The sequence below is a fragment of the Streptomyces subrutilus genome, assembly GCF_008704535.1.
In the GTDB taxonomy this organism is placed as follows: Bacteria; Actinomycetota; Actinomycetes; order Streptomycetales; family Streptomycetaceae; genus Streptomyces; species Streptomyces subrutilus.
On sequence record NZ_CP023701.1, the window covers coordinates 3,487,303 to 3,513,864 of the forward strand.

17 protein-coding genes, 1 tRNA gene and 1 pseudogene are annotated in these 26,562 nt (G+C 74.2%); 3 read left to right on the top strand and 16 right to left on the bottom strand.

The genetic code is table 11. The features are described 5' to 3' along the window. Positions 1–99 precede the first annotated feature (99 nt). From mrdA to CP968_RS15240, 3 genes and pseudogenes are all read right to left on the bottom strand, one after another. Positions 100–2,169: pseudogene (gene mrdA / locus CP968_RS15230) on the bottom strand (penicillin-binding protein 2); the annotation flags it as partial. A gap of 58 nt (positions 2,170–2,227) precedes the next feature. Then, positions 2,228–3,685 carry an aldehyde dehydrogenase family protein gene (locus tag CP968_RS15235; protein WP_150518531.1) on the bottom strand — a complete coding sequence of 486 codons (1,458 nt, stop codon included), beginning with the start codon at positions 3,683–3,685 and terminating at the stop codon, positions 2,228–2,230. Between the two features lie 89 nt (positions 3,686–3,774). After that, positions 3,775–4,653 (bottom strand): helix-turn-helix domain-containing protein, encoded by an 879-nt coding sequence (locus CP968_RS15240; RefSeq protein WP_150518532.1) that lies wholly within the window; start codon positions 4,651–4,653, stop codon positions 3,775–3,777. Between the two features lie 356 nt (positions 4,654–5,009). On the opposite strand from CP968_RS15240, the gene CP968_RS15245 reads away from it, so the two are divergent. Further along, the gene (locus tag CP968_RS15245; protein ID WP_150518533.1) at positions 5,010–5,519 is read left to right on the top strand and encodes an ATP-binding protein; all 510 of its coding nucleotides are present in this window, start codon (positions 5,010–5,012) and stop codon (positions 5,517–5,519) included. 111 nt (positions 5,520–5,630) lie between these two features. On the opposite strand, the gene CP968_RS15250 is transcribed toward CP968_RS15245, so the two are convergent. After that, the gene (locus CP968_RS15250) at positions 5,631–5,876 is read right to left on the bottom strand and encodes a DUF397 domain-containing protein (protein WP_069920830.1); all 246 of its coding nucleotides are present in this window, start codon (positions 5,874–5,876) and stop codon (positions 5,631–5,633) included. A gap of 118 nt (positions 5,877–5,994) precedes the next feature. Then, positions 5,995–8,181 (bottom strand): FUSC family protein, encoded by a 2,187-nt coding sequence (locus CP968_RS15255; RefSeq protein ID WP_150518534.1) that lies wholly within the window; start codon positions 8,179–8,181, stop codon positions 5,995–5,997. Positions 8,182–8,304: 123 nt separating this feature from the next. Between CP968_RS15255 and tatA the strand changes: the two genes are divergently transcribed. Continuing rightward, positions 8,305–8,499, top strand: a complete 195-nt coding sequence (gene tatA / locus CP968_RS34085; RefSeq protein WP_167536806.1) for a Sec-independent protein translocase subunit TatA — start codon at positions 8,305–8,307, stop codon at positions 8,497–8,499. 143 nt (positions 8,500–8,642) lie between these two features. Here the strand turns inward: tatA and CP968_RS15265 are convergent, their stop codons facing one another. Next, the gene (locus CP968_RS15265) at positions 8,643–9,821 is read right to left on the bottom strand and encodes a DUF2786 domain-containing protein (protein ID WP_150518536.1); all 1,179 of its coding nucleotides are present in this window, start codon (positions 9,819–9,821) and stop codon (positions 8,643–8,645) included. Positions 9,822–10,093: 272 nt separating this feature from the next. On the opposite strand from CP968_RS15265, the gene CP968_RS15270 reads away from it, so the two are divergent. Continuing rightward, on the top strand, positions 10,094–11,797 hold the full coding sequence (locus CP968_RS15270) for a bifunctional 3'-5' exonuclease/DNA polymerase (protein ID WP_150518537.1): 1,704 nt from the start codon (positions 10,094–10,096) through the stop codon (positions 11,795–11,797). Positions 11,798–11,885: 88 nt separating this feature from the next. On the opposite strand, the gene CP968_RS15275 is transcribed toward CP968_RS15270, so the two are convergent. The 10 genes from CP968_RS15275 to CP968_RS15320 all read right to left on the bottom strand — a co-directional run bounded on the left by CP968_RS15275 (position 11,886) and on the right by CP968_RS15320 (position 26,427). Next, positions 11,886–12,371, bottom strand: a complete 486-nt coding sequence (locus CP968_RS15275) for a GNAT family N-acetyltransferase (RefSeq protein WP_150518538.1) — start codon at positions 12,369–12,371, stop codon at positions 11,886–11,888. Between the two features lie 113 nt (positions 12,372–12,484). Then, positions 12,485–13,696: a serine hydrolase domain-containing protein gene (locus CP968_RS15280; protein ID WP_150518539.1), complete on the bottom strand. Its 1,212-nt coding sequence runs from the start codon at positions 13,694–13,696 to the stop codon at positions 12,485–12,487. Positions 13,697–13,809: 113 nt separating this feature from the next. Then, positions 13,810–14,394, bottom strand: a complete 585-nt coding sequence (locus CP968_RS15285; protein WP_150518540.1) for a YdcF family protein — start codon at positions 14,392–14,394, stop codon at positions 13,810–13,812. A 165-nt stretch (positions 14,395–14,559) separates the two neighbouring features. Continuing rightward, positions 14,560–14,633 (bottom strand) — tRNA-Thr (locus CP968_RS15290). A gap of 136 nt (positions 14,634–14,769) precedes the next feature. Continuing rightward, positions 14,770–16,338, bottom strand: a complete 1,569-nt coding sequence (locus CP968_RS15295) for an alpha/beta hydrolase (RefSeq protein ID WP_150518541.1) — start codon at positions 16,336–16,338, stop codon at positions 14,770–14,772. Between the two features lie 219 nt (positions 16,339–16,557). Continuing rightward, a complete protein-coding gene (locus CP968_RS15300) occupies positions 16,558–17,769 on the bottom strand; it encodes a DNA polymerase III subunit delta' (protein WP_150518542.1) in 1,212 nt (403 codons plus the stop codon). A gap of 149 nt (positions 17,770–17,918) precedes the next feature. Further along, positions 17,919–21,317, bottom strand: a complete 3,399-nt coding sequence (gene tmk, locus CP968_RS15305; RefSeq protein ID WP_150518543.1) for a dTMP kinase — start codon at positions 21,315–21,317, stop codon at positions 17,919–17,921. Between the two features lie 182 nt (positions 21,318–21,499). Beyond that, positions 21,500–24,334, bottom strand: a complete 2,835-nt coding sequence (topA, locus tag CP968_RS15310) for a type I DNA topoisomerase (protein ID WP_150518544.1) — start codon at positions 24,332–24,334, stop codon at positions 21,500–21,502. A gap of 265 nt (positions 24,335–24,599) precedes the next feature. Continuing rightward, positions 24,600–24,797, bottom strand: a complete 198-nt coding sequence (locus CP968_RS15315; RefSeq protein WP_150518545.1) for a hypothetical protein — start codon at positions 24,795–24,797, stop codon at positions 24,600–24,602. A gap of 115 nt (positions 24,798–24,912) precedes the next feature. After that, entirely contained in the window at positions 24,913–26,427 is a 1,515-nt protein-coding gene (locus CP968_RS15320; protein ID WP_150518546.1) for a DUF7059 domain-containing protein, read from the bottom strand. Positions 26,428–26,562: the final 135 nt, after the last annotated feature.

Genomic DNA, 26,562 nt, shown 5'->3' on the forward strand with positions numbered 1-26,562 from the left:
GAAGCGGGTCTCTCTCCCGCTTCGACGGCTTCGAGGACCACGCTACGGAGCCCTGCGGTCGGGTTCTGTCCGCTACTGCGGTCAGGACGCGGGATTCTCGCCGTCCGGCCGCACCGCCGGCAGCGCGGTGGCCGGCTTGGGCAGCAGGGCCTTGGAGAGGTCCTGGGCGCCCTTCTCGTCCAGCCCGTACATGGCCTCGTAGATCTTGCGGACCGCCGGACCCGACGCGCCGGAGCCCGTACCGCCCTGGGAGATCGTCATGACGATCGAGTAGTCCTCGGTGTACGAGGCGAACCACGAGGTGGTCTGCTTGCCCTGGACCTCGGCGGTGCCGGTCTTGGCGTGCATCGGGATCTGCTTCTGCGGCCAGCCGACGAACCGCCAGGCCGCGCTGCCGGTGGTGGCCACCGAGGCGAGGGCCCCGTCGATGTCCTCGCGGGTCTCGGCGTCCATCGGCAGCCTGCCCTGGACCTTCGGGGCGATCTCCCGGACCGAGGTGCCGTCGGCGCTGACCACGGCCTTGCCCACGCTGGGCTGGTGGAGGGTGCCGCCGTTGGCGATCGCCGCGTAGACCGAGGCCATCTGGACCGGCGTGACGAGGGTGTCGCCCTGGCCGATCGAGTAGTTGATCGCGTCGCCCTCGCGCATCTGGTTGCCCTCGCGGCAGTTCTCGTAGGCGATCTTCTCGGCGAACGAGCCGTTCTTCTTGCCGTCCCGGCACCAGGCGGCCTTGTTCGCCTCGAAGAAGTCCTGCTTCCACTTGCGGTCGGGGACCCGGCCGGGGACCTCGTTCGGGAGGTCGATGCCGGTGGGCTTGCCGAGGCCGAACTCGTGGGCCGTCTTGAAGAACCAGTCGTTCGGCGTCTTCTTCGGGTTGATCCCGCCGTCCTTCTTCCACTCCTGGTCCGCGATGGCGTAGTACACCGTGTCGCAGGAGACCTCCAGGGCCCGGCCGATGGTGATGTCGCCGTAGCCCTGCGACTCGAAGTTGGTGAAGGTCTGGCTGCCCACCGAGTACGCGCTGGGGCAGGGGTAGCGCCGGTCGAAGGGGTAGCCGGCGTTCACCGCGGCGGTCGAGGAGACGACCTTGAAGATGGAGCCGGGGGCCGCCTGCCCCTGGATCGCCCGGTTCAGCAGCGGGTAGTTCGACTTCTTGTCGGTGAGCTTGGCGTAGTCCTTGCCGGAGATCCCGCCCACCCAGGCGTTCGGGTCGTAGGTCGGGTTCGACGCCATCGCGACGACACGGCCGGTCTTGGCCTCCATGACGACGACGGAACCGGAGTCGGCCAGGTAGTTCTTGCCCGTGTTCTTGTCGTAGGTCTTGCGGGCCTCGATCATCGCGTTGTTCAGCTCGCGCTCGGCCACCGCCTGCACCCGCGCGTCGATCGAGGTCACGACGTTCGACCCGGGCTGCGACTTGTCGGTCTGCCCCTGCCCGGTGACCCGCCCGAGGTTGTCCACCTCGTAGCGGGTGATGCCCGCCTTGCCCCGCAGCTCCTTGTCGTACGTGCGCTCCAGACCGGAGCGGCCGACCTGGTCGGAGCGCAGGTAGGGCGAGTCGGTCTTCTTCGCCTTGGCGATCTCCTCGTCGGTGACCGGGGAGAGGTAGCCGAGCACCTGGGAGGTGTTGGCCCCGTCCGGTCCCGCGTAGCGGCGCATCGCGGTGGGCTCGGCGGTGATCCCGGGGAAGTCCTCGGCGTGCTCGTGGATCTGGAGGGCCTGTTCGGTGGTGGCCTCGTCGCTGACCGGGATCGGCTGGTACGGCGAACCGTTCCAGCAGGGCTGCGGCGTCTTGGCGTCGCAGAGCCGGACCGTGTCGATGACCTCCTGCGGCTCCATGCCCAGCACCCCGGCCAGGCGGGTCAGGACCCCGGCGCCGCGGTCCTTCATCTTGAGCAGCTCGGTCCGGCTGGCGGAGACCACCAGGTGGGTCTGGCTGTCGGCGAGCGGCACCCCGCGCGAGTCGAGGATCGACCCGCGGACGGCGGGCTGGACGACCTGTTGGAGATGGTTGTTCTTCGCCTCGTCCGTGTACTCCTGGCCGTTGCGTATCTGCAGGTACCAGAGCCTTCCGCCCAGGGTGAGCAGGAGCGAGAAGACGACGATCTGGATGACGACGAGCCGGTTCTGGACCCGAGGGGTCCGGCCGGTCTCGGGTATGTTGCTCAACTTGCTCTCCCCCGGGCGGGCGCCGCGTACGCCCGGCCGAGTCTAGGCCGATCGGGTGTCAGAACGGGAAGTGCGTCCGGCCGTGCTGGACGGAGATCCACTTCGTGGTGGTGAAGGCCTCGACCGTGGCCTCGCCGTTCAGCCGGCCCAGCCCCGAGGCCTTCTCCCCGCCGAACGCCGCCAGCGGCTCGTCCCCGATCGTGGAGTCGTTGACGTGGATCATCCCGGTCTCGATCCGCTGGGCGAAGCGCACGCCCCGCTCCACGTCCCGGGTGTGCACGGCGCCGCTGAGCCCGTACGGGGTCGCGTTGGTCAGCCGTACGGCCTCGTCCTCGCCGTCGAAGACCACCAGCAGGGCCACCGGGCCGAAGATCTCCTGCCCGAGCAGCGGCGAGTCCTCGGGGAGGCCGGCCAGCACGGTCGGCTCCACCAGGTTGCCGCGCGTAGACCCGCGGACGAGCGCCTGCGCGCCCTCCGCGACGGCCCGGTCCACGAGGGCGGTCAGGGCATCGGCCTGGAAGGAGTTGATCAGCGGGCCGATGTGGGTGTCGGCCTCGTGCGGATCGCCCGTCTTCAGGGCGCGGACGCGGGCGGTGAACTTCTCGGTGAACTCCTCCGCCACGGAGGCGTCGACCAGGATGCGGTTGGCCGCCATGCAGACCTGGCCCTGGTAGACGAACCGGCTGAAGACGGCCGCGTCCACCGCGTAGTCCAGGTCCGCGTCGTCCAGGACGACCAGCGCGCTGTTGCCGCTGAGCTCCAGGACGGTCCGCTTGAAGTGGCGGGCGGCGACGGCGCCGACGTGCCGGCCGACCCGGTCCGACCCGGCGAAGGAGATGACCTTGGGGACGGGGTGGGTCAGCAGCGCGTCGCCGATCTCCGCTATGTCGGTGACCAGCACGTTCAGCAGGCCGGCCGGGAGCCCGGCGTCCTCGAAGATCTTGGCGATGACCCCGCCGCCGACCACGGGCGCGTTCTGGTTCGGCTTGATCACCACCGCGTTGCCCAGGGCCAGGGCCGGGGCCACGGACTTGAGGGTGACCAGGAACGGGAAGTTGAACGGGCTGATCACCGTGACGACGCCGACCGGGAGGCGCTGGACCCGGTTCTCCTTGCCCGCGACGGGCGAGGCCAGGATGCGGCCCTCGGGGCGCACGGCCAGCTGGATCGCCTCGCGGATGAACTCCATCGCGCTGTGGACCTCGTACTCGGCCTTGGGACGGGTCCCGCCGAGCTCGTCGATCATCGCCTCGGCGATCTCGTCCGCGCGCTCCCCGGTGATCCGCAGGGCGCGTTCCAGGACCTCGCGTCTGGCGTAGGGGCTGGTGGCGGCCCACTCCCGCTGCGCGCGCTCGGCGCCGCGGTAGGCCTGGTCCACCTGCTCGACGGTGGCCACGGTGATGGCGGCCAGCTTCTCGCCGTTGTAGGGATTGACGTCGATGATGTCCCACGAACCGGTGCCGGCCAGCCATTCGCCGTCGATGTACTGGTGAGCCAGGTCGCTGAATATGGACATGCCATCCCTTACTGCGAGCGCGCACCCGTGCGCTGCACCGGAGACCGATCGGTCATCATGCACTGATCAGACGTCATACTACGTGCGAATCAAGACAGTTGGAGCAGGCCGCGAAGAAGATCCCTGGTCCGGTCGGGATCGGGGCAGTCGGACTGGAGCCGCTCCATCGCCCGGCCGTACTGACCCACTTCCTCGTCCTTGTCCAGGTAGAGGGCGCTGGTGAGCTGTTCCAGATAGACGATGTCCTGAAGGTCCGACTCGGGGAAGCGCAGCAGGGTGAAGGCTCCGCTCTCGCCCGCGTGGCCGCCGAAGGAGAACGGCATCACCTGGAGCTGGACGTTCGGCCGCTGGGAGATCTCGATGAGGTGCTCCAGCTGCCCCCGCATGACGTCGCGGTCGCCGTACGGGCGGCGCAGCGCGGCCTCGTCGAGGACGGCGTGGAAGACCGGGGCGCTCTCGGAGACGAGGACCTTCTGCCGCTCCAGGCGCAGGGCGACCCGGCGGTCGATCTCGGCGGAGGTGGCGCCGGGCATGCCGCGCCGGACGACGGCCTGGGCGTACGCCTCGGTCTGCAGCAGGCCGTGGACGAACTGCACCTCGTAGATGCGGATGAGGGAGGCGGCTCCCTCCAGTCCGATGTAGGTCTGGAACCACCCGGGCAGCACGTCGCCGTAACTGTGCCACCACCCCGTGGCGTTGGCCTCGCGCACCAGCCCCAGGAGGGACTCCCGCTCGGCGTTGTCCGTGACCCCGTAGAGCGTGAGGAGGTCCTCTACGTCCCTGGACTTGAAGCTCACCCTTCCCAACTCCAAGCGGCTGATCTTCGATTCGGATGCGCGGATCGAGTAGCCGGCCGCCTCGCGGGTGATGCCGCGGGATTCACGGAGTCGCCTGAGCTGCGAGCCCAGGAGGATGCGGCGCACCACAGAACCGCTGGCTTCTGCGGTCACTAGTCCTGCCCTCCCCATCGCAATGGTGTGCGCCCCGTTCCGCGCCTTCGCGCGGGCGGGACAGCCAGCGGGGCCCCCGTACCCCAAGGGCCGCAGTCTGCCACCAAAACGCACTCGGCCGTACTCGTTCTGTAACGGAATCCCGCCTGCGGGAAAAGAAGTCCGTAAGTATGCGTAGGAAGAAATGAGCAAGAACCGTCACGGGTGCGGACAGGTCCGGCGCGTGCACGTGCATCTGCCCTTGCATACGGCTGCGCCATTCGGAACGATGGTCCCCGCGCACCTGCGTGCTGTTCGCGCCGGCGCCGGACCCACCCCGCAGTTCTCTTTGGTCGAAGCCGCCGCTTCGGCCGCGAATCCCGGGAGTGCCTCGCATGGGGACGAATGGATCGACCATGCTCGAGCCGTTACGGCAGGGGCTTCCCCCGGTCGACCCCACGGCTGTGTCCGGATCCGCGTCCTGCGCTCTGCCGGCCCGCTTCGAAGCGGTGCGCGGCGCACGCAGTTTCACCCGGTCCACGCTCGGCCAGTGGGGTCTCGACGAGCGCTTCGACGACGTGTCGCTGGTCGTGTCCGAACTCGTCACCAACGCGCTGCGCCATGCCCTGCCCGAGGAAGTGCGGGGCGGCTGCCCCGACGCGGACCCTCCGGTACGGCTGCACCTGATGCGGTGGAGCACCCGGCTGGTGTGCGCCGTGCGCGACCCCAGCGAGGACCGGCCCGGCGGCGCGTTCTCGCCGGAGCGGACCGAGGAGAACTTCGACCTGGAGTCCGGCCGCGGGCTGTTCCTGGTGGACTCCTACAGCGACAGCTGGGGCTGGCACCCGCTCGCGGGGCGGCTCACCGGCAAGGTCGTCTGGGCGCTGTTCCTGCTGCACGACTGAGGCGCCGCGGCGGCGGTGCCGACCAGCCCTTACACGCCAACCGGCCGGGATTGATCACTGCGATCAATCCCGGCCGGTGCACGTGCATGGCTTGATGAGTGCGCTGTTGCCTCAGCCGATCAGGTGATCGAACTCGCCGTCCTTCACGCCCAGCAGCAGGGCTTCGATCTCGGCCGGCGTGTAGACCAGGGCCGGACCGTCCGGAAAGCGCGAGTTGCGCATGGCGACGTCGCCGCCGGGCAGCCTCGCGAACTCCACGCAGGAACCCTGCGAATTGCTGTGTCTGCTCTTCTGCCACGTCAGCTCAAACAGGGAAGCGAGTTCTGCAGCTGCCATCCCGTTGTACGCGTGGTCCACAGGAAGCCCCCGATAGTGCAGATGTCAACTGCACCGGATCATAGCTGTGTTCATAAGCGCCTGCATGGGCAGATGCACGTGCACGGAGGGTGCCGTACTGATCACAAACGCGACCGCATCAGGAACGCAGTGCCTCCGACACCTCGTCGAGGGAGTCCAGCAGCCGGCCCGCCGGCCCGCGCAGCGGCCCGGCCGCCGCCCCGTCCCCCTCGTCCAGCAGCTCCCTGACCGCGCCCCACTCCGGCACCCGGCCCTCGCGCACCGCCTGCGCCCCCGCCTCCGTCGCCGTGCGCAGCGCCTCGGCCAGCCCGGCCGCGCCCGGCACCGGTGCGTGGGCCCGCTCCGGCAGGTGGGCCTCCAGCAGCATGGTGCCCCGGCCCAGCGCCGCCAGCGCCTCGGCCGCCGCGTCGGCGGCCGCCCGGGACAGGCCGCGGTGGCGCACCGGCTCCCCGGCCGCCCGGGCCACCGCCTCCTGCCAGGCGATGCGGGCGTCGCGCGCGGCCAGCAGGGTGTCGCGCACGTCGGCCCGCCGGGCCCCGGCCGGGTCGGCGTACTGGGCGAGCACGGCGGCGGCGTAACGGCCGTTCGCGGCGGTCCAGTCGGCGAGCCGGTGGCGCAGCCGCGGGGTCTCCCAGGCCGGGTAGAGCGCGTAGCCGAGCATCGCGAGGACTCCGCCGACCAGGGTGAGGGTGACGCGGTCGGGCACGGTCTGGTCCCAGCGCAGGCCGCCCATGCCGAGCAGGAAGACGACGTAGGCGGAGACGAAGACCTGCGAGACGGCGTAGCCGGTGCGCATCAGCACGTACATCAGGTACGCGCTGACCACGGCGAACAGGCCCGACAGGTACATGCCCGGGTGGGCGAGCTGCACGATGCCGGTGGCGACCGCGACCCCGACCAGGGTCCCGGTGAAGCGGGCCACGGCGCGGGAGTAGGTCTGGCTGAAGTCGGGCCGCATCACCATCACGGATGCCATCGGCGCCCAGTACGCGTGCCCGAACGGCAGCGCCCGGCCGATCACCAGGCCGGCGCAGGCCACGGCGGTGACGCGCAGGGCGTGCCGGAGGACCGGCGACCCCGGCCGCAGCTCGGCCCGTACGGCCTCCCAGACGCGCGGCGCCAGCCGCCACAGGCTGGGCCGCAGCATCACCTCCCCGGGACCGGCGCTCCGGCCGGAGCCGGGCTCGGCCGTCTCCAGTACGTCGTCCAGCAGCACGGCCAGCCGGCGCGCGGCCCGCAGCGGCGCCCCGGCCAGCAGGTCCGCGGTGTCGGGGGAGCGCAGGACCGCGAGGGCCGGGGCGGGTACGCGGACGGGCTCCCCGTGCCGGATCGCCCGGGCCGCGGCGTCCAGCACGGACCCGGCGGCGGCGAGCAGCTCCCGCACCCGGTCCTCGGCCGGAGCCCCGGCGGGGGCGGAGGCGGGGGCGGAGGCGGAGGCGGGGGCGTCGGCGGGGGCGTCGGCAGGGGTCTGGAGTGGGGCGTGCGCCAGGGTCCGGGGTGGGGCGTCGTCCGGTGCCTCGGCCCGGCGGGCCGCCGCAGCCGCCGCAGCCGCCGTGGCCGTGCGGGGATCGGCGAGCGAGGCCAGCACGGGCCGGATCCGCTCGGCCAGTCCCCGGGCCCCGTGCAGCTCGGCGGGGCGCCGGCGGGCCTGGCGGGGGGTGACGGTGGCCGCGGCCCGGGCCCGCATCAGCGGCTGCGGGTCGAAGGGCGCGCCGGGGTCGTGCCGCAGCCGGCGGGCGTAGTCGGCCTCGGCGGCGAGCGCGTCGGCCAGGGCGTCGCGCTGCGCGCCCCAGCGGCGGATGGGGAAGAGGACGATCAGCAGCGCCTGGACCACCCCGCCGGCGGCGATCATCGCCGCGTGCCCGGCGGCCTGCGGCACGGAGGTGGGCAGGGTGACGGTGACCAGCATGATCGCGACGTTGCCCGAGGCGATGATCCCCGCGGTGGGGCCGACCGCCCACAGCAGGCCCGCGGCGAAGGTCCACACCGCGAGCAGGGCCAGGAACAGCCCGGTGTGCGAGGCGCCGACCAGGTAGCCCACGAAGGTGGAGACGGCCAGGGTCAGCCCGGAGGCCAGCGCGAGCACCGGGCGGGGCCGCCAGCTCTGCTGGAAGGAGGCGATGGCGGCCATGAACGCACCGAAGGCGGAGCTCGCGGCGGAGGCCGGGCCGAGCAGGGCGAGACCGGCGGCGATGACGATCGCCAGCCCGGCCGCGCCGCGCAGGGCGACCAGCGGCTCCAGCCGGGTCCGCTCGATCTTCATGCCGGACCGGGCGGTGTGCTTCAGCGCCCGGAGCCAGCTCATGGCGCGAGCCTAACCGCTTTCAGGACTTCTTCAGATTTGTCCGAACGCCGTCCGCGGCTGTTCCATGGTCCCGTCCGCACCCCGGAGGAAAGGGCCGACGGGGGCGTCCGAAGGGGGAGCGCCGTGTTCCGCAATGCCGTCCAACCGTGGCACCTGCTCGTGCTGCTGGTCGTCTGTCTGCTGGTGTTCGGGTCGAAGAAGCTGCCCGACATGGCCCGTTCGCTGGGCAAGTCGATGCGCATCCTGAAGTCGGAGACCCGCGCCCTGCGGGGCGAGGACGCCCCCGGCCCCCGGAACGGGCCGCCGGGAGCGGCGTGACGGACCCCGCCGGCCCACCGGTCCCGTCGAGGTCCGTACGGCTCGCGCGGGAGCAGGTCGCACCGTCCCGTACGGCTAACGCGGCAGCGGGTCGTACGGGCCCGTACGGCTCGCGCGGGAGCAGGTCGCACCGTCCCGTACGGCTAACGCGGCAGCGGGTCGCGCCGCCCGCCGCCCATGTGCGCCCGGTCGGCGGCCGCCGTGCCGTCCTCCCAGCCCGCGTGGTCCGTGGCCCCGCGCAGCCGGGTCGTCGTGGTCCGGGGGAACATCTCGTCGGCCCGCGAGGTGACGGCCATGTCGCGGGCCACGAGGGCCGGCAGGTTGTCGGGGGCCTCGGCGGCCGTGTGTTCGGCCGTCTCGGCGAGCCGCTGGCCGAGCCGGCTGGCGTACGCGAGCAGGAACGACTGCCGGAAGGTCTTCGTCCGCTTGCGCCCGCCGGAGCGCTGCGCGGCCTCGGCCCGGGTCATCGCCGCCGTGCCCTGCACCAGCAGCGAGGTGTACAGCAGCTCCACCGCCTCCAGGTCGCTCTCGAAGCCGACCACCGTGGAGAACTCGAAGCCGCTGTTCCACACCGCCCGGCAGCGGTTGGCGCCGGCCACCGCGTCGAGCAGCACCGCCTTGGCCTCCTCGTACGGCGGCTCCACCCCGATCCGGCACGCCCCCGGCACCCGGGCCGGGCCTCCGCCGCGCGCCGCGAGCAGCGCCTCGTCCACGGTGTGCCGGGCCATCAGCTCCTGGGCCTTGGCGCTGAGCGCCTCGGCCTCGTCCGGGAAGTTCGTCGCCTCCGCCTTCGCCAGCAGGGCCCGGATGCGGCCCAGCATGCGCGGCTCGATGTGGGCGTGCTCCCCGAGGTCCGCCGGGTCGCCCGGCAGCGGGCCCACGGGCTCGATCGAGGGCAGCCGGACCAGCAGCCGCAACACCTCCAGCACCGCGGTGGCCAGCGTGAACCGGTCCGTCCGTTCCCGCTGCGCGAGCCGCTCGGCGTACTGCTCGTCGCTGCCCCACCACACCTCGGCATCGGTCCAGCGCTCCGGGAGGCGGGCGTAGCGGCGCGCCTCCGCGGCGACGATGTCCCCGGTGATCCGCAGGTGCCGCTCGTCCAGGTCCCGGCGCACCAGCCGGAGCACGTCGGCCGGCCGCCAGCCGCGCTCCCAGCCCTGCCGCGCGTACGCCTCCCCGCGCGCCAGCAGCTCCTGCCCCACGCCCGGCCAGAGCGCGGGCTCGGCGGCGAGCAGCGACGCGCCGGTGTCCAGCCCGGTGTCGTCCCGGGCGTAGAGGGCGGCGGCGAAGGCGCGGTCGACGGTCTCGGCAAGGTCTCTCACCCCTCCAGCTTGGCATGTCCGCCCCGACCCCCGTCCCGGCCCTCACGCGCGGCGGGCCCGGGCCCGTACGCCCCGGCCCGTACGCCCCGGCCCGTACGCCCCGGCCCGTACGCGCGCGGCGAGCCCCGGGCCCGTACGCCACGGCAGGCCGCGCGGGTCCGCGTACAGGAGGCCCGGCCCGCGCCGGAGCCCGCGCCCGTCCCGGAGCCCCGCCCCGCCCGCCGTCCGCCGGTGGCCGGGCAGTGTCAGACCGCGGTGGGAGACTCGCACCCGTGAGCGAACACGCCGGCCGGTGGGCCCTCGCCGAGGAGGGCGACGGGTGGTGGCACGCCGCGCCCGCGGGCCCCGGCCCGGCCGCGGGGGCCGCCGCGGCCGGCCCCCGGCTGCGCGTCCGGGACCCCGCCGAGGCCGTGCGCGCCGCCCCGGCCGGGACCCGCTGGGTGTGGCGTTCCACCGCGGCCGTGTACCCCCGCCTGCTCGCCGCCGGAGTCCGCGTCGAGCGCTGCCACGACGTCGAGGACGCCGAACTGCTGCTGCTCGGCCACGAGGGCCGCAGCGGCGAGCCCCGCTCGGCCGCCGCCGCCTGGGCCCGGCTCAGCGGCGCACCGGTGCCGCCCGACCCGCCCCAGCGGGCCCCCGGGCGCGGCGCCCAGGACTCCCTGTTCGATCCGCAGCCCGCACCCGTACCGCTCGACGCCCTGCTCGCCGTCCACGCCGACCAGGCCCGCCGCCTGGACGCCACCGCGCACCCCGACCGGATGCGGCTGCTGGTCGCCGCCGAGTCCGCCGCCTTCCTCGTCGCCGCCGAGATGAACCGCGCCGGCCTGCCCTGGCGCGCCGACGCGCACCGCGCCCTGCTGACCGAGCTGCTCGGCGAGCGGTACGCGGGCGGCGGCGAACCGCGGCGGCTGGCCGAGCTGGCCGACCAGGTGTCGGCCGCGTTCGGCCGGCGGGTGCGGCCCGACCTGCCCGCCGACGTCGTCAGGGCCTTCGCCGGGGCGGGCATCAAGCTCAAGTCCACCCGCCGCTGGGAGATCCAGGGGCTCGACCATCCCGCCGTCGCACCGCTGATCGCGTACAAGAAGCTGTACCGCATCTACACCGCCCACGGCTGGAGCTGGCTCGCCGACTGGGTCCACGACGGCCGCTTCCGCCCCGAGTTCGTCCCCGCCGGCACCCTCACCGGCCGCTGGGTCACCCACGGCGGCGGCGCCCTGCAGATCCCCAAGGTCATCCGCCGGGCGGTCGTCGCCGACCCCGGCTGGCGGCTCGTCGTCGCCGACGCCGACCAGATGGAGCCGCGGGTGCTGGCCGCGATCTCCCGCGACCCCGCCTTCATGGAGGTGGCCGGCCGGCCCGAGGACCTCTACACCGCGGTTTCCCGGCAGGGCTTCTCCGGCGACCGCGACAAGGCCAAGCTGGCCGTCCTCGGCGCCGTCTACGGACAGACCTCGGGGGACGGCCTGAAGAACCTGGCCGCCCTGCGCCGCCGCTTCCCCCGCGCGGTGGCCTACGTGGACGACGCGGCGAAGGCCGGCGAGGAGGGCCGGCTCGTACGTACCTGGCTCGGCCGCACCTGCCCGCCGCCCGCCCGCTCCGGCGACCCGGACGAGGAGCCCGGCGGCGAGGCCGGGGTCCCGCAGGACCGGGACGAGTCCTGGACCCCCGGCCACGGCTCGACCGACACCCGGGCCCGCGGCCGGTTCACCCGCAACTTCGTCGTACAGGGCAGCGCCGCCGACTGGGCGCTGCTGCTGCTGGCCGCCCTGCGGCAGGCGACCGCCGGGATGCGGGCCGAGCTGGTGTTCTTCCAGCACGACGAGGTGATCGTGCACTGCCCGGCCGAGGAGGCCGAGGCGGTGGCAGGGGCGATCCGCGCAGCGGGCGACCGGGCCGGCCGGATCGCCTTCGGCGACACCCCCGTCCGGTTCCCGTTCACCACGGCGGTCGTCGAGTGCTACGCCGACGCCGAGTGAGGCCGGCCGGCGCACCCGCAGCGGGGCGGCGCCGGATCCGGGAGAAGCGGCAGCCGGCCTGCTGCGGGGCCGGAAGGGCCCGCACCGCTCAGTCCCGCTGCCGTCCCAGCTCGTGGAAGTAGGCGTGGAACTCCTCGCGGACGAAGCCCTCCGCCTCGTACAGCCCCTGCGCGACGTGGTTGTCGTACGCGGTCTCCAGCTGCACCCCGGCCGCCCCGGCCGCCCGGGCCCGGGCCAGCACCTCGCGCAGCAGCGCCCGCCCCGCGCCGCTGCGGCGCCCGGCCGGGGCCACGTACAGGTCGCTCAGGATCCAGGCGGAGCTCAGCGAGAGCGACGCGAACGTCCGGTAGACCTGCGCGAACCCGACCGTTCCGGCCCCCGGCACCTCGGCGAGCAGCACCAGGGACTCGTCGGCCGCGATCCGTTCGGCGAGGAAGGCCCGCGGCCGGCCGGGGTCCTCGACCTCCACGCCGTAGAAGTCGAGGTAGCCGCCGAACAGCGCGGCGGCCGCGTCGAGGTCCGCCTCGCCGGCGGTGCGCAGCACCACGTCCGTCGGGTCGTTCGTGTCCGTCATGGGTGTCGTCTCCTGGAGTCCGCTCGCGCGCCGTCCCCCATTCTGCGCGGGCGGACGGGACGGCGGGAAGCCGCGGGCGGGTACGCGTCGGCGGGCGGACCGCGGACCCGACCTCAGCGCTTCTCGGCGGGCTGCTGGGCGGGCAGCAGGAACACGTGGTCCGGGGTCACGATCCGGGTGATCGCCTCGCCGAACAGGGAGCTGGGCTCCTGCCCCTGGTAGCCGGTGTCCGTGTTGAGGAGCACCACCAGCGTGGCCCGCGCCTCGGGCAGGTAGACGGTCAGCGACTGGTAGCCGGGCAGCGAGCCGTTGTGCCCGATCCACCCGCCGACCTCGGCGATGCCCAGGCCGTACCCGGTCTCGGGCAGGTTCCCCGCCGGAACGATCTTCAGCCGCTGCGCCTGCGTGGCGGGGGTCAGCAGCGTGCCGGTGGCCAGCGTCTTGGCCCAGCTCCGCAGGTCGGCGAGGTCGGAGACCATCGCCCCGGCGGCCCAGGCCCAGGAGGGGTTCCAGTCGGTGGCGTCCTCGGTCTTCCCGGAGGCCGTCTGCCGCGTGTAGCCGTGGGCGTGCGGATCGGGGAACTCCGCGCCCTCCGGCAGCAGCGTGTGGGTGAGGCCGGCGGGCCCCACCACCTCGCGGGCCAGGTAGGCGCCGAGGGAGGTGCCGCTCACCTTCTCCACCACCAGGCCCAGCAGGACCAGGTTGGTGTTGCAGTACTCGAACTGCGCGCCGGGGGCGAACTGCACGGGGTGCGCGAAGGAGTACGCGAGCAGCTCCCGCGGGGTGAACTGCCGTTGCGGGTCGCCCGTCAGGGCCTTGAAGAAGGCCGGGTCCGCCGAGTAGTTGAACAGCCCGCTGCGCATGCCGGCCAGCTCGCGCAGGGTGATCTTGTCGCCGTTGGGCACCCCCGCGACGTACGTGCCGATCGGGTCGTCCAGCCCCACCTTGCCCGCGTCGACCAGCCGGAGCAGCGCGGTCACGGTGAAGGTCTTGGTCTCGCTGCCGATCCGCATGTTCAGACCGGTGTCCATCGCCGCACCCGTCGCCTTGTCCGCGACGCCGAAGGACCGCACGTACTCGCCCTTGCCGGGCGCGGACACCGAGACCATCACCCCCGGCACCCCCGCCCGCTCCATGACCTTGCGGACGGCCGCGTCCAACTGCCGGGCCACGGCCGGGGTCAACTGCGGGAAGTCGCCGGCCGCGGGAGTCGCGGCGGCCACCGCCGCCGTCGTCGCGGCCGGAACCTCCCAGGCTCCCAGCGACGTCACCAGGAGCCCCGCCGCGGCGGCCGCCACGGCCGCGTCGCGCCAACGTGCTGCCATGACCGGCCTCCTGTCGCCGTGCCCAGGACCCACCCGACCAACGTAGCCGCACCCCCCGCGACGGGCGACCGGGGAGCCCGTCCCCCGGACGGCGGCCCTCCGGTGGCGACCGCTCAGGCGGGCACGACGCGGCCGGTGAACCCCTCCGCGCAGAGCCGCCCGTACGCCTCGGCCACGGCCCCGGGGGCCTCCCGACCGGCCCGGGGCAACCGCTGCTGGGCGCCGACGAGTATGTCGAAGACGAGCCGGACGTCCTGGACCGCGTCCACGTACTCCCGCAACGTCAACGGCGGTGACGCCACGACCACCTCGGCCTCCGGCCACACCGCCCGGGCGGCCGCGTGCGCGCCGCGCTCCGCGTACGGCCCGGTGACCAGCAGCACGGACCCCACCTCCACCCCGCGCCCGTCGAGCAGGGCGCGGGCGCCGCGGATCGCCCCGTCGGCGTCCGGGGCGTCCGGCGCGACGAGCACGGCCCCCGCCGGCACCCCCAGCTCCACCACCCGCTCCCCGGCCGCGCCTCCGGCCACCACGACCACCGGCACCATCCCCCGCCGGTACAGCTCGACCGCCGTCCCGACCACTCCGGGGCCGCGGCCGCCGAGCACGATGCCCGCGGAACACGGACGCGGCTCGTGGTGCATCTGCTGGAAGTCCCACAGCCGTTGCGCGTCGGACCACGCCTGTACCGAGATCACTCGCCTACCTCCTGTGCCGAATCGGGCCCCGTGCCAGCCGTATGCCCAATCCCCCCGCCCGGACCGCCCCACGGCCCACCGATCCACCCCGCACCCACCCCGAACCCACCCCCGAAAACAGCAAAACCCCCAGGTCACGGCGAGTGAGTCCTGGGGGTTCTACAGAGCCGCCTTCGGGATTCGAACCCGAGACCTACGCATTACGAGTGCGTTGCTCTGGCCAACTGAGCTAAGGCGGCACCGCTGGTCAGACAAGTATTCCCTCGGAGAGGTGCTCTCATCAGCAGCGGCGCCAAGTCTACAGGGTGTCGACGGGTGCCCCGCACCAGGGTGCACCCAGGGGGACGGAGCGGGACACGACCGGGCGAAACGGGCCTAGCACTTCTTGCCGGCCTCCGGGGCCCGGCCCTCCAGGAGGTACCGGTTGATCGAGGTGTCGATGCAGTCGCTGCCCTGCCCGTACGCCGTGTGCCCGTCCCCGTCGTAGGTCAGCAGGGTGCCCGAGTCGAGCTGGCCGGCCAGGGCCTGGGCCCACTTGTACGGGGTCGCCGGGTCCCTCGTCGTGCCGACCACCACGATCGGCGGCGCGCCCTTCGCCGTCAGGGCCTTGGCCGTACCCGTGGCCTTCACCGGCCAGTACGTGCAGTTCAGCGAGGCCCAGGCGAAGCCGGTGCCGAAGACCGGGGAGGCCTTCTGGAAGGACGGCAGCGCCGAGTCCACCGCCGCCGGACCGCTGAAGGCGGGCGGCTGGTCGAGGCAGTTGACGGCCGCGTTGGCGAACATCAGGTTCGCGTACTTGCCGTCCGGCTCGCGCTCGTAGTAGCTGTCGGCCAGGGCCAGCAGGGACGCCCCGTCGCCGTTCATGGCCGCGCCAAGCGCCTCCCGCAGCTGCGGCCAGGCACCCTTGTCGTACAGCGCGGCGATCACCCCGGTCGTCGCGAGCGACTCGCCGAGCGGCCGGGCCGGATCGCCCGACGGCACGGGCTGCGCGTCCAGCTTCGTGAAGAACTCCTTCAGCCGCTCCCCCACCGCCTCCGGGCTGCCCCCGCCCAGCGGGCACTCCGGCTGCTTCACGCAGTCCTTGGCGAAGGAGGTGAAGGCCGTCTCGAAGCCCGCGGTCTGGTCCCGGTTGAGGTCCAACGACGACCGCGAGGGATCCATCGCCCCGTCCAGGACGAGCCGGCCGACGCGTCCGGGGAAGAGGTCCGCGTACGTGGCGCCCAGGAGCGTGCCGTACGAGGCCCCGACGTACGTGAGCTTCCGGTCCCCCAGCGCCGCGCGCAGCAGGTCCATGTCCCGGGCCGCGTCGACCGTGGAGACGTGCGGCAGGACACGCTGCGAGCGGGCCTGGCAGCCGGCCGCGAACTCCTTGAACGCCGCCACCAGCCGGTCCCGCTCCGCCTGGTCGTCCGGCGTCTGGTCCACCTGCGTGTACGTGTCCATGGCCGGGCCGTCCAGGCACTCCACCGGGTCGCTGCGGTCCACGCCGCGCGGGTCGAAGGAGACCATGTCGTACTGGGCGCGGACCGGGGCGGGGTAGCCGATGCCCGCGTACGCCTGGAGGTAGCCGATGCCCGAGCCGCCGGGGCCGCCCGGGTTCACCACGAGCGACCCGAGCCGCTTGCCGGGGCCGGTGGCCGCCCGGCGCGCCACCGCGATGTCGACGTCCTGGCCGGAGCCGGGCTTCGCGTAGTCCAGCGGCGCCCTCATGGTGCTGCACTGGAAGCCGGCGACGCCGCAGTCGCGCCAGGTCAGCTTCTGCTCGTAGTACGGGCGCAGCGCGGCGGACTCGGCGGAGGGCGAGGGCGACGCCGAACCCCCGGAGGTGCCCGGGGTCGCCGAGGCCGCGGTGCTCCCCGACCCGCCGGACGTACACCCGGAGAGCAGCAATCCGGCGGCCGCGATCACGGTTCCGGTCGTACGCAGCAGGCGGCTGGTGTCCATCCCCGGAGCCTACGGCCTGTCGGCGGGGCCGTCCGGGCACGGCTGCCCCCGGACGGCCCCGGGCCTTCCGTGGCCCGCGCCGGTGTGGGCCACGGACCCGGGCCGTACGGCTCCGGGCCCGGGATCGCCCGTACGGGTGAGCCGGTCAACCCGGCGCGAGCCGCCCGCCCGGTCGCGGGGCCGGGCCGGGGCCGCGCCGCCGCGCGGGCTCCGCCGCCGTCAGCCCGCGCGCAGGGACATCGTCATCGCCTCGACCGCGAGCAGCGGGGCCACGTTCCGGTCGAGGGCGTCGCGGCAGGCGATGATCGCCTCGATCCGCCGCAGCGTCCGCTCCGGGCCGCCGGCACGGGCGATCCGGTCGAGGTCCGGCCGTATCTCCTCGTTGGCGATGGCCAGGGACGAGCCGAGCTGCAGGGCCAGCACGTCGCGGTAGAAGCCGGTCAGGTCGGTCAGCGCGAGGTCGAGGCTGTCGCGCTGGGTGCGCGTGCGCCGCCGCTTCTGCCGGTCTTCCAGCTCCTTCATGACGCCCGCCGTGCCCCGCGGCATCCTGCTCCCGGCGCCCGCTCCGGCGCCGAGCGCGGCGCGCAGCTCCTCGGTCTCCTTGCCGTCGACCTCCTCGGCCACCTGCTTGGCGTCCTCGGCGGCGGCGTCGACCAGCTCCTGCGCGGCCTTGAGGCAGCCGCCCACGTCGTCGATGCGCAGCGGCAGCCTCAGCACCGCGGACCGGCGGGTGCGGGCCGCCTCGTCGGTGGCCAGCCGGCGCGCCCGGCCGATGTGGCCCTGGGTGGAGCGGGCGACGACCGCGGCGACATGGGGCTCGATGCCGTCGCGCCGGACCAGGACGTCGGCGACCGCCTCGACCGACGGGGTGCGCAGCGAGAGGTGCCGGCAGCGGGAGCGGATCGTGGGCAGCACGTCCTCCAGCGAGGGTGCGCACAGCAGCCACACCGTGCGCGGAGCGGGCTCCTCCACGGCCTTCAGCAGGACGTTGCCGGCGCCTTCGGTGAGCCGGTCGGCGTCTTCCAGGACGATGACCTGCCAGCGTCCGACCGCCGGGGAGAGCTGCGCCCGGCGGACCAGGTCGCGCGTCTCCTTCACACCGATGGACAACAGGTCGGTACGGACGATCTCCACATCGGAGTGGGTGCCGATGACGGTGGTGTGGCAGCCGTCGCAGAACCCGCAGCCCGGCTCGCCGCCGAGGGCGCGGTCGGGGCTGGTGCACTGGAGGGCGGCCGCGAAGGCCCGGGCGGCGGTGGCCCGCCCGGAACCGGGCGGGCCGGTGAACAGCCAGGCGTGCGTCATCTTCGAGCCGGAGGGCTGCGGGGTCCCCTCCGTGATGGCGGTGACCAGGGCGTCCGCGTCCCGGGCGGCGGCGGCCAGCTGTGCCTGGACCCGCTCCTGTCCCACCAGGTCGTCCCATACGGGCATCCCGCCCACCACCTTCCGCTCTCCGTGCACCCATTGTGGCGGGCGCCACCGACATTCCCGTCCCGCGGCGGTCCGCCGCCCGCCCGCCGCCCGCCCGCCGACCGCCCGCCGACCGCCCGACAGCCGCCCGACAGCCGCCCGGCCGCCGCTCAGCGGCGGCGGCGCGGGCCCCGGTCGTCGTCCTCGTCGTCGGAGTCCCGGTGGCGGCCGAGCAGCTCGTCGGCCAGCGACGGCAGGTCGTCCAGCGGGGTCTCCTCGGCCCAGTCCGACCGGCGGCGGCGCGGGGCGCCGTCGTCACCGACCACCGGCAGTTCGCGCGTCCGGGCGTTGTCGGTGTCCCGGAAGATGCCCGGCGGCACCCGGTCGGCCGGATTCTCCGGAGGGCGCTGGGCGGTCGGCCGCGAGGCGGAACGCGCCGGGCCGGCCGGCGCCCGCCGGGCGTCGTCCCGGGCGTCCCCGCCCGGCCGCCGGGCGCGGTCGGAGCCCTCGGCCCGGTGTTCCCGCGGGTCGGGGCCGCCGGCCGCCGGACGCACCGGCGGCAGCACGGCCGTCTCCTCGGTGTCGCGCACCGGCCGCAGCACCGCCGTGTCGTCCGTCGCGCGGACCGGCGGCAGCACCGCCGTGTCCGCGGCGTCGCCCGCACCGCCCGCACCGCCCGGCTTGTTCGCGTCGTTCGCGTCGTTCCCGTCGTGTGCGTCGGCCGCCTGGGCCGGGCGGCCGTCCGCCGGGTTCACCTTCGGCACCGGGACCGTCTGCGTGACGTCGTCCGGCTGGACGACCCGCTTCATCAGGGGCGTCTCCACGGTCACCGCGTCGTCCGCGTGCCGCCGGGCCTCACCGGACCCCCCGGACCGACCCGCACCGCCCGCACCCGGCCCCGTCGCGCCCGGCGCGGACGCCGGCGCCCCCGCCGCAGGTGCCGAAGCCGCCGAGGCCGCGGCGGCAGCCGCCGCCTTCGCCGCGGCCTCGGCCGCCGACGCGGCCGCCAGGCGGCGCGCCTCCTCTGCCTTCAGCAGGGCCTCCTCGGCCCTGCGCTGCTTCTCCCGGCGCCGCTCGTCGGCCTCGGCCCGCAGCCGGGCCTCCTCCTCCGCCTGCCGCCGCAGCCGCGCCTGCTCCGCCTCGCGGGCCCGCTCCTCGGCCTCGGCGCGCAGCCGCTCGGCCTCGGCCCTGGCCCGGGCCTCCTCCTCGGCGCGCAGCCGCTCCTCCTCCGCCTTGCGCGCGGCCTCCGCCTCGGCCCGGATCCGGGCCTCCTCGGCCTCGCGCGCCTTGCGGGCCTCCTCCTCGGCGCGCAGCCGCTCTTCCTCGGCCTTGCGCGCGGCCTCTTCCTCCGCCCGCCGCCGTGCCTCCTCCTCGGCGAGGCGCCGGGCCTCCGCCTGGGCGGCCAGCTCGGCCTCGGAGAGCGGCAGCATCCGGTCCAGCCGGTGCCGCACGACGGTGGTCACCGACCCCGGGTCCTGCCCCGCGTCGACGACGAGGTAGCGGCCGGGATCGGAGGCGGCCAGGGTCAGGAACCCGGCCCGCACCCGCTGGTGGAACTCCGCCGGCTCCGACTCCAGCCGGTCCGGGGCCTCCGTGAAGCGCTCGCGCGCCGCCTCGGGCGAGACGTCGAGCAGCACGGTCAGGTTCGGTACCAGCCCGTCGGTGGCCCAGCGGGAGATCCGGGCGATCTCGGTGGGCGAAAGGTCTCGGCCGGCGCCCTGGTAGGCCACCGAGGAGTCGATGTAGCGGTCCGAGATGACGACCGCCCCGCGCTCCAGGGCCGGCCGCACCACGGTGTCCACGTGCTCCGCCCGGTCGGCGGCGTACAGCAGCGCCTCGGCCCGGTTGGACAGGCCGGCGGAGGAGACGTCGAGCAGGATCGAGCGCAGCCGCTTGCCGACCGGGGTGGCCCCCGGCTCGCGCGTCACGACGACCTCGTGGCCCTTGCCCCGTATCCAGTCGGCCAGCGCCTCCACCTGCGTGGACTTGCCGGCCCCGTCGCCGCCCTCCAGGGCGATGAAGAACCCCGCGTCGGAGGCCGTCTGCACCGGCTCCCCGCCGCGCAGCGCCTCGCGCAGGTCGCGCCGCAGGGGGACGCCCGCGCGGTCGTCGGCCTTGGCCAGCACCACCACGGCGACCGGCAGCAGCAGGGCGCCGACCAGCATCAGGGTGAAGGCGGCGCCGCCGTGCGAGAAGACGACCCCGCCGCCGGTCAGCCGGTGCGGGCCGATCAGCGCGGCCAGCACGGGGGCGGTGACGGCCCCGACGGCCACGGCGACCCGGACGACGGCCTGGAGGTGTTCGGTGACCCGGGCCCGCCGGAACTCCTCGGTCTCCTGGTCCAGCAGGGTGTGCCCGGTGTTGGCCGCGACGCCCGCGGCGACGCCGGCGAGCAGCATGAGGAACAGCACGGTCGCGGTGTCCGGCACCAGGCCGGCCAGCAGCAGCGCCACCCCCACCAGCGCCATGGCCAGGGCCAGCAGGCGGCGCCGGGACAGCGCGGGCAGCACCTTGCCGGCCTGGGTGGCGCGGATGCCGGCGGCGGCGCCGCCGAGCAGGGCGAGGACGAACAGGGCGAAGGCGGCCGGGCCGCCGCCCAGGTCGAAGGCGTGCAGCACGGCCACGGCGGCGGCGCCGGACACCGCTCCGGCGACCGCGGCGCAGGCCAGGACGAAGAGGGGGATGGCGCCGGTACGGCCCTTCTCCCGGCGGTCGCCGGCCTTCGGGGCGCGCAGCCCCTCCAGCGGCGAGCGCGGTCGCGGGGTCTTCGAGCCGGGCAGCACCAACGGCAGCAGCAGCGAGACGGACGCGGCGAAGAGGCCGGCGGCCACGTACGAGCCGAGGGCGGCCTGGTTGTCGGCGAACCAGTCGACGCCGAGGCCGAGGGCCTTGCCGACCAGGGTCGCGGCGAGCAGCACGGCCGCGGCGACGGGCAGCGCGGCGAAGGTCGTACGGAGCGTCAGCCGCCGCAGGGCGTCGAGGTGGTCCGGCAGCGGCCGTACGGTCGCGCCCTCCAACGGCGGCGCGGGCAGCAGCGCGGGGGCCGCGCTCTCCTTGGCCAGGGTCCACAGCCGCTCCGCGGCGCCCGCGACGAAGACGGTGGCCAGCAGGGCGGTGAGGGCGTCGGACGGGATCCAGTCGAGCCACAGCGGGGCGACGACGAAGAGCCCGAGGCGAACCCCGTCGGCGCCGACCATCGTCCAGCGGCGGTCCAGCTTGCCACCGGGGGCGAGCAGTCCGGCCAGCGGGCCCAGCAGGACCGCGCCGAAGAGCAGGGTGGCGAGGATGCGGACCCCGAAGACGGCGGCGACGGCGAGGGCGGCGCCGCGGTACCCGCCGCCGAAGGCCGCCTCGGAGACGGCCGCCTGCAGGGCCAGCAGCACCAGCACCAACAGGGCGAGGGCATCGCCGATGCCGCTCACCAGTTGGGCGCTCCACAGGCGGCGGAGCCTGGGGGTGCGCAACAGTGCGCGCACCGCCCGCTCGCGGGAATCCGCGGCTAGGGCTTCGTCGTAGGTGGGATTCGCCGGGGCGGTCACGACCGTTGGCTGCTCGGCTCCTCGCGTCATCCGCCCAGCCTATCCGCTGCGCCTGGCGGGTGCGGAAGCCTGTGGACAACCTCCGCCGCGACCCCGCCCCGGGCCCGGCCCGCCCGCCGCCGGCCCCGCCCGCCGGCCGGACCCGCCCGCGTACGGCGAGGGGCCCCGCACGTGCGCGCGGGGCCCCTCGCCGTCAACCGTCGTCGCGGCGGCTACTCGTCCGCCGTCGCGGTCGCCGTCGCCGTCTTCTTCGCCACGGTCTTCTTCGCCGTGGTCTTCTTGGCGGCCGCCGTCTTGGTCACGGTGGCCTTCTTCGCCGCGGCCGTCTTGGTCGCCGTCGCCTTCTTGGCCGGGGCCTTCTTCGCCGGGGCCTTCTTGGCGGGAGCCTTCTTCGCCACCTTCTTGGCGGGGCCCTTCGCCCGCTTCTCCGCGAGCAGCTCGTAGCCACGCTCCGGCGTGATCGTCTCGACGTCGTCGTCCCGCCGCAGCGTCGCGTTCGTCTCGCCGTCCGTCACGTACGGGCCGAAGCGGCCGTCCTTGACCACCACCGGCTTCTCGCTCACCGGGTCCGTGCCCAGTTCCTTCAGCGGCGGCTTGGCCGCGGCGCGGCCCCGCTGCTTGGGCTGGGCGTAGATGGCCAGGGCCTGGTCCAGCGTGATCGAGAAGAGCTGGTCCTCGGTCTCCAGGGACCGCGAGTCCGTGCCCTTCTTCAGGTACGGGCCGTAGCGGCCGTTCTGCGCGGTGATCTCCACGCCCTCCGCGTCCGCGCCGACCACCCGCGGCAGCGACATCAGCTTGAGCGCGTCGTCGAGCGTGACCGTGTCCAGGCTCATCGACTGGAAGAGCGAGGCGGTGCGCGGCTTGACCGCGTTCTTGCCCGTCTTCGGGGTGCCCTCGGGCAGGATCTCCGTCACGTACGGGCCGTAGCGGCCGTCCTTGGCGACGATCTCGTTCCCGCTGACCGGGTCCTTGCCGAGCTCGAATTCACCGCTCGGCTTCGCGAAGAGCTCCTCCGCGTACTCGACGGTCAGCTCGTCCGGGGCCATCTCGTCGGGCACGTCCGCCCTCTGGTGGCCCTCGGAGTCCTTCTCGCCGCGCTCCACGTAGGGCCCGTAGCGGCCCACGCGCAACACGATGCCCTCGCCGACCGGGAAGGAGGAGATCTCCCGGGCGTCGATCGCGCCCAGGTCCGTGACCAGCTCCTTCAGGCCGCCGAGGTGGTCGCCGTCGGCCGGCACGACCTCGGTCGCGTCCTCCGAGCCGAAGTAGAAGCGCTTGAGCCACGGCACGGACTGGGCCTCGCCCCGCGCGATGCGGTCGAGGTCGTCCTCCATCTTCGCGGTGAAGTCGTAGTCGACGAGCCGCCCGAAGTGCGTCTCCAGGAGGTTCACGACGGCGAACGACAGGAAGGACGGCACGAGCGCCGTGCCCTTCTTGAAGACGTAGCCGCGGTCGAGGATGGTGCCGATGATCGACGCGTAGGTCGACGGGCGGCCGATCTCGCGCTCTTCGAGCTCCTTGACCAGCGAGGCCTCGGTGTAGCGGGCCGGCGGCTTGGTCGAGTGCCCGTCCGCCGTGATCTCCTCGGCGGCGAGCGCGTCGCCCTCCGCGACCTGCGGCAGGCGCTTCTCGCGGTCGTCGAGCTCGGCGTTCGGGTCGTCGGCGCCCTCGACGTAGGCCTTCATGAAGCCGTGGAAGGTGATCGTCTTGCCGGAGGCGCTGAATTCCACGTCCCGGCCGTCCGAGCCCCTTCCGCCGATCTTGACGGTGACCGAGTTGCCGACCGCGTCCTTCATCTGGGAGGCGACGGTCCGCTTCCAGATGAGTTCGTACAGCCGGAACTGGTCGCCGGTCAGGCCGGTCTCGGCCGGGGTGCGGAAACGATCACCCGAAGGACGGATCGCCTCGTGCGCCTCCTGCGCGTTCTTGACCTTCCCGGCGTAGACGCGCGGCTTCTCCGGCAGGTAGTCGGCCCCGTAGAGCTGCGTGACCTGCGCGCGGGCCGCCGAGACCGCGGTCTCGGAGAGCGTCGTGGAGTCCGTACGCATGTAGGTGATGAAGCCGTTCTCGTACAGCTTCTGGGCCACCTGCATGGTCGCCTTCGCACCGAAGCCCAGCTTGCGCGAGGCCTCCTGCTGGAGCGTGGTCGTGCGGAACGGCGCGTACGGGGAGCGGCGGTACGGCTTGGACTCGACCGAGCGGACGGCGAACGAGGCGCCCTCCAGCGCGGCGGCCAGCGCCCGCGCGTTCGCCTCGTCGAGGTGCAGCACCTCGCTCTTGAGCTGTCCGGTCGAGCCGAAGTCGCGGCCCTGGGCGACGCGCTTGCCGTCGACCGTGTTCAGCCGGGCGACCAGCGTGGACGGGTCGGAGGCGTCACCGGTGCGGCCGGTGGAGAAGGTGCCGGTGAGGTCCCAGTACTCGGCGGAGCGGAAGGCGATGCGCTCGCGCTCCCGCTCGACGACGAGGCGGGTGGCCACCGACTGGACGCGGCCCGCCGACAGCTTCGGCATGACCTTCTTCCACAGGACCGGCGAGACCTCGTAGCCGTAGAGGCGGTCGAGGATGCGGCGGGTCTCCTGGGCGTCGACCATGCGCTGGTTGAGCTCGCGCGGGTTGGCGACGGCGTCGCGGATCGCGTCCTTGGTGATCTCGTGGAAGACCATCCGGTGGACGGGGACCTTGGGCTTGAGGACTTCCTGCAGGTGCCACGCGATGGCTTCGCCCTCGCGGTCCTCATCGGTGGCGAGGAAGAGTTCGTCGGACTCGGCCAGCAGCTCCTTGAGCTTCCTGACCTGGGCCTTCTTGTCGGCGTTGACGACGTAGATCGGCGCGAAGTCGTGTTCGACGTCCACGCCGAGACGGCGGACCTCGCCGGTGTACTTGTCGGGAACCTCGGCCGCGCCGCTGGGGAGGTCGCGGATGTGCCCGACGCTCGCCTCGACGACGTAACCCGGGCCGAGGTAGCCCTTGATCGTCTTCGCCTTGGCAGGGGACTCGACGATGACGAGTCGGCGGCCGCCCTTTGCGGTCTCGCTAGTCGGGGACAACTTGGCTCTTCTCTCCGGTCGGCACTCGGTCGCGGTACGGCGACGCTGCGGAGTGTGACGGTACAACCCGCCCCCGTGTCAAACGGCAGAAGCCCGCAACGGCCACTCGAACGGTAACCCGACAAGTGCGGTTTCTGCCGCCCGGATGCCGCGCCGGACCGTCGCCGGTCACCGCGCCGGGTGGCCGGAGGGCCGTCTGGCCCCGCTCCCGCACCCCCCGCAGCCCCGGCTCCGACGGCCGGAACCCGCCGTTCGGCGCCCCGGCTCAGAGCCGGGTCAGGCACCAGGTCCCGAGGGCCAGCGACACCCCGGCGGCCAAGAGCGCCACCGGCACGGCGACCGCGGGGCGCACGCCCTCCGCCACCGGCGCGCGGTGCAGCGCGCGCGCCCCGGTCCAGGCCAGCAGAGCGGCCCCGAACAGCAGGAACACCGCCGCCGCGAAGACCGCCGGACCGTCCTCCATGCCGTTCCCCCCTTGCCCCGGACGCGCTCCGGGCCGCTCCCGGGATCCCGCTGCCCGTGAGCCTGGCAGCCGGGGGGATACGGCGGGCGAACCCCGGGTTACATTCCGCCGCCGGCTACTGCGCGGGGCCCTCCAGCGGCTCCAGGAAGCCCTGCTCCACGAGCAGCCGGATGGCCTCCGGGGTGCGGTCGCGCAGGACCACCGGATCCTCCTGGACGAGCTGCGCGATGGCGTCGAGGATCCGGCCCGCGCTCAGTGAGCCGTCACACACTCCCGCGAAGCCCGCCCCGACCGTGTCGACCTTCGTGGCGCGCCGCATCCCGCGGTTCTGGCGCAGCACCACGTGCTCCGGGTCCTCCGCCCCGGGCGCGCCGACCTGCTCCTGGACCACTTCGGCGGACAGCGCGAAGTAGCCCTCCAGGATCGCCGCGTCGTCGTGCCGGCGCAGGTAGTCCTGGCGGGCGAAGTGGGCCACGACGGCGTCCCCGAGCGGCTGCTCGACCGAGTGCGGCCACTCCTCCACCACGATCGAGGGCTGGGCCGCGTCCGTACGGCGCAAGGTGATCCAGCCGAAGCCGACGGCCCTGGTCCCGCGGGCCTCGAACTCGTCGAGCCACTCCTCGTAGCGCCGCTCGTAGGCGGCCGGGTCGCCGTGGTGGTCGCCCGCGTCGCGCAGCCACAGCTCCGCGTACTGCGTCACGTCCTGTACGTCGCGCTGCACGATCCAGGCGTCGCAGCCGCGCGGCACCCAGGAACGCACCCGCTCGTGCCAGTCCTCGCCGTCCACGTGCTGCCAGTTGCCGAGGAACTGCGCGTACCCGCCCGGGTTCAGCCGCGCCCCGGCCTGCTGGACCAGCGTCCGGCACAGGTCGTCGCCGCCCATCCCGCCGTCCCGGTAGGTGAGGCGGGCGCCCGGGGAGATCACGAACGGCGGGTTCGACACGATCAGGTCGTACGTGGCCTCGCCGACCGGCTCGAACAGCGACCCGGCCAGCAGCTCGGCCTCCGGCGCCCCGGACAGCGCCAGCGTCAGCCGGGTGAACTCCAGGGCACGGGGGTTGACGTCGGTCGCGGTGACCCGGGTCGCGTGCTGGGCCGCGTGCAGCGCCTGGATGCCCGACCCGGTGCCCACGTCGAGGGCGGTGGCGACCGGGGTGCGGACGGTGATCCCGGCCAGCGTCGTGGACGCGCCGCCCACGCCGAGGACCACGCCCTCCTCGTGGCTGCCGATCCCGCCGGCCCCGCCGACGGCGCAGCCGAGGTCCGAGACGATGAACCAGTCCTCGCCGTCCGGACCGCCGTACGGGCGCACGTCGACCGTGGCGCGCACCTCGTCGCCGTCGCCCCGCAGCCACCCGTCGGCCAGGGCGGCCTCGACGGGCAGCGCGGCGGCGGCCCGCTCCCGGGACACGGGCCGCTGGAGCAGGAACAGCCGGACCAGGCTCGGCAGCGGGCCGTCCCCGCCGGTGCGGGTGGCGCGCAGGGCCGGGACGGTCTCGCTGCGGGCCAGGGCGGCGTAGGCGGGGGCGCCGAGCAGGTCGAGCAGGCCGTCGGCGGTGAACCCGGCGGCGAGGAAGGCGGTGCGCAGCTCGGCGGCGTGGTCGGACGAGGGGAGGCTGGTGGTACTCACGCGTCCATTGTGTCGGCTGCGCCCGGCAATCGCCGCGCCGCGCCGGGCCGAAGGCGCCCGGCCAGGACGGGGGCGGCACGCGCCAGGGCGGGGGCGGCACGCGCCAGGGCGGCCGGAACCCCTCCCCGGGGGTCC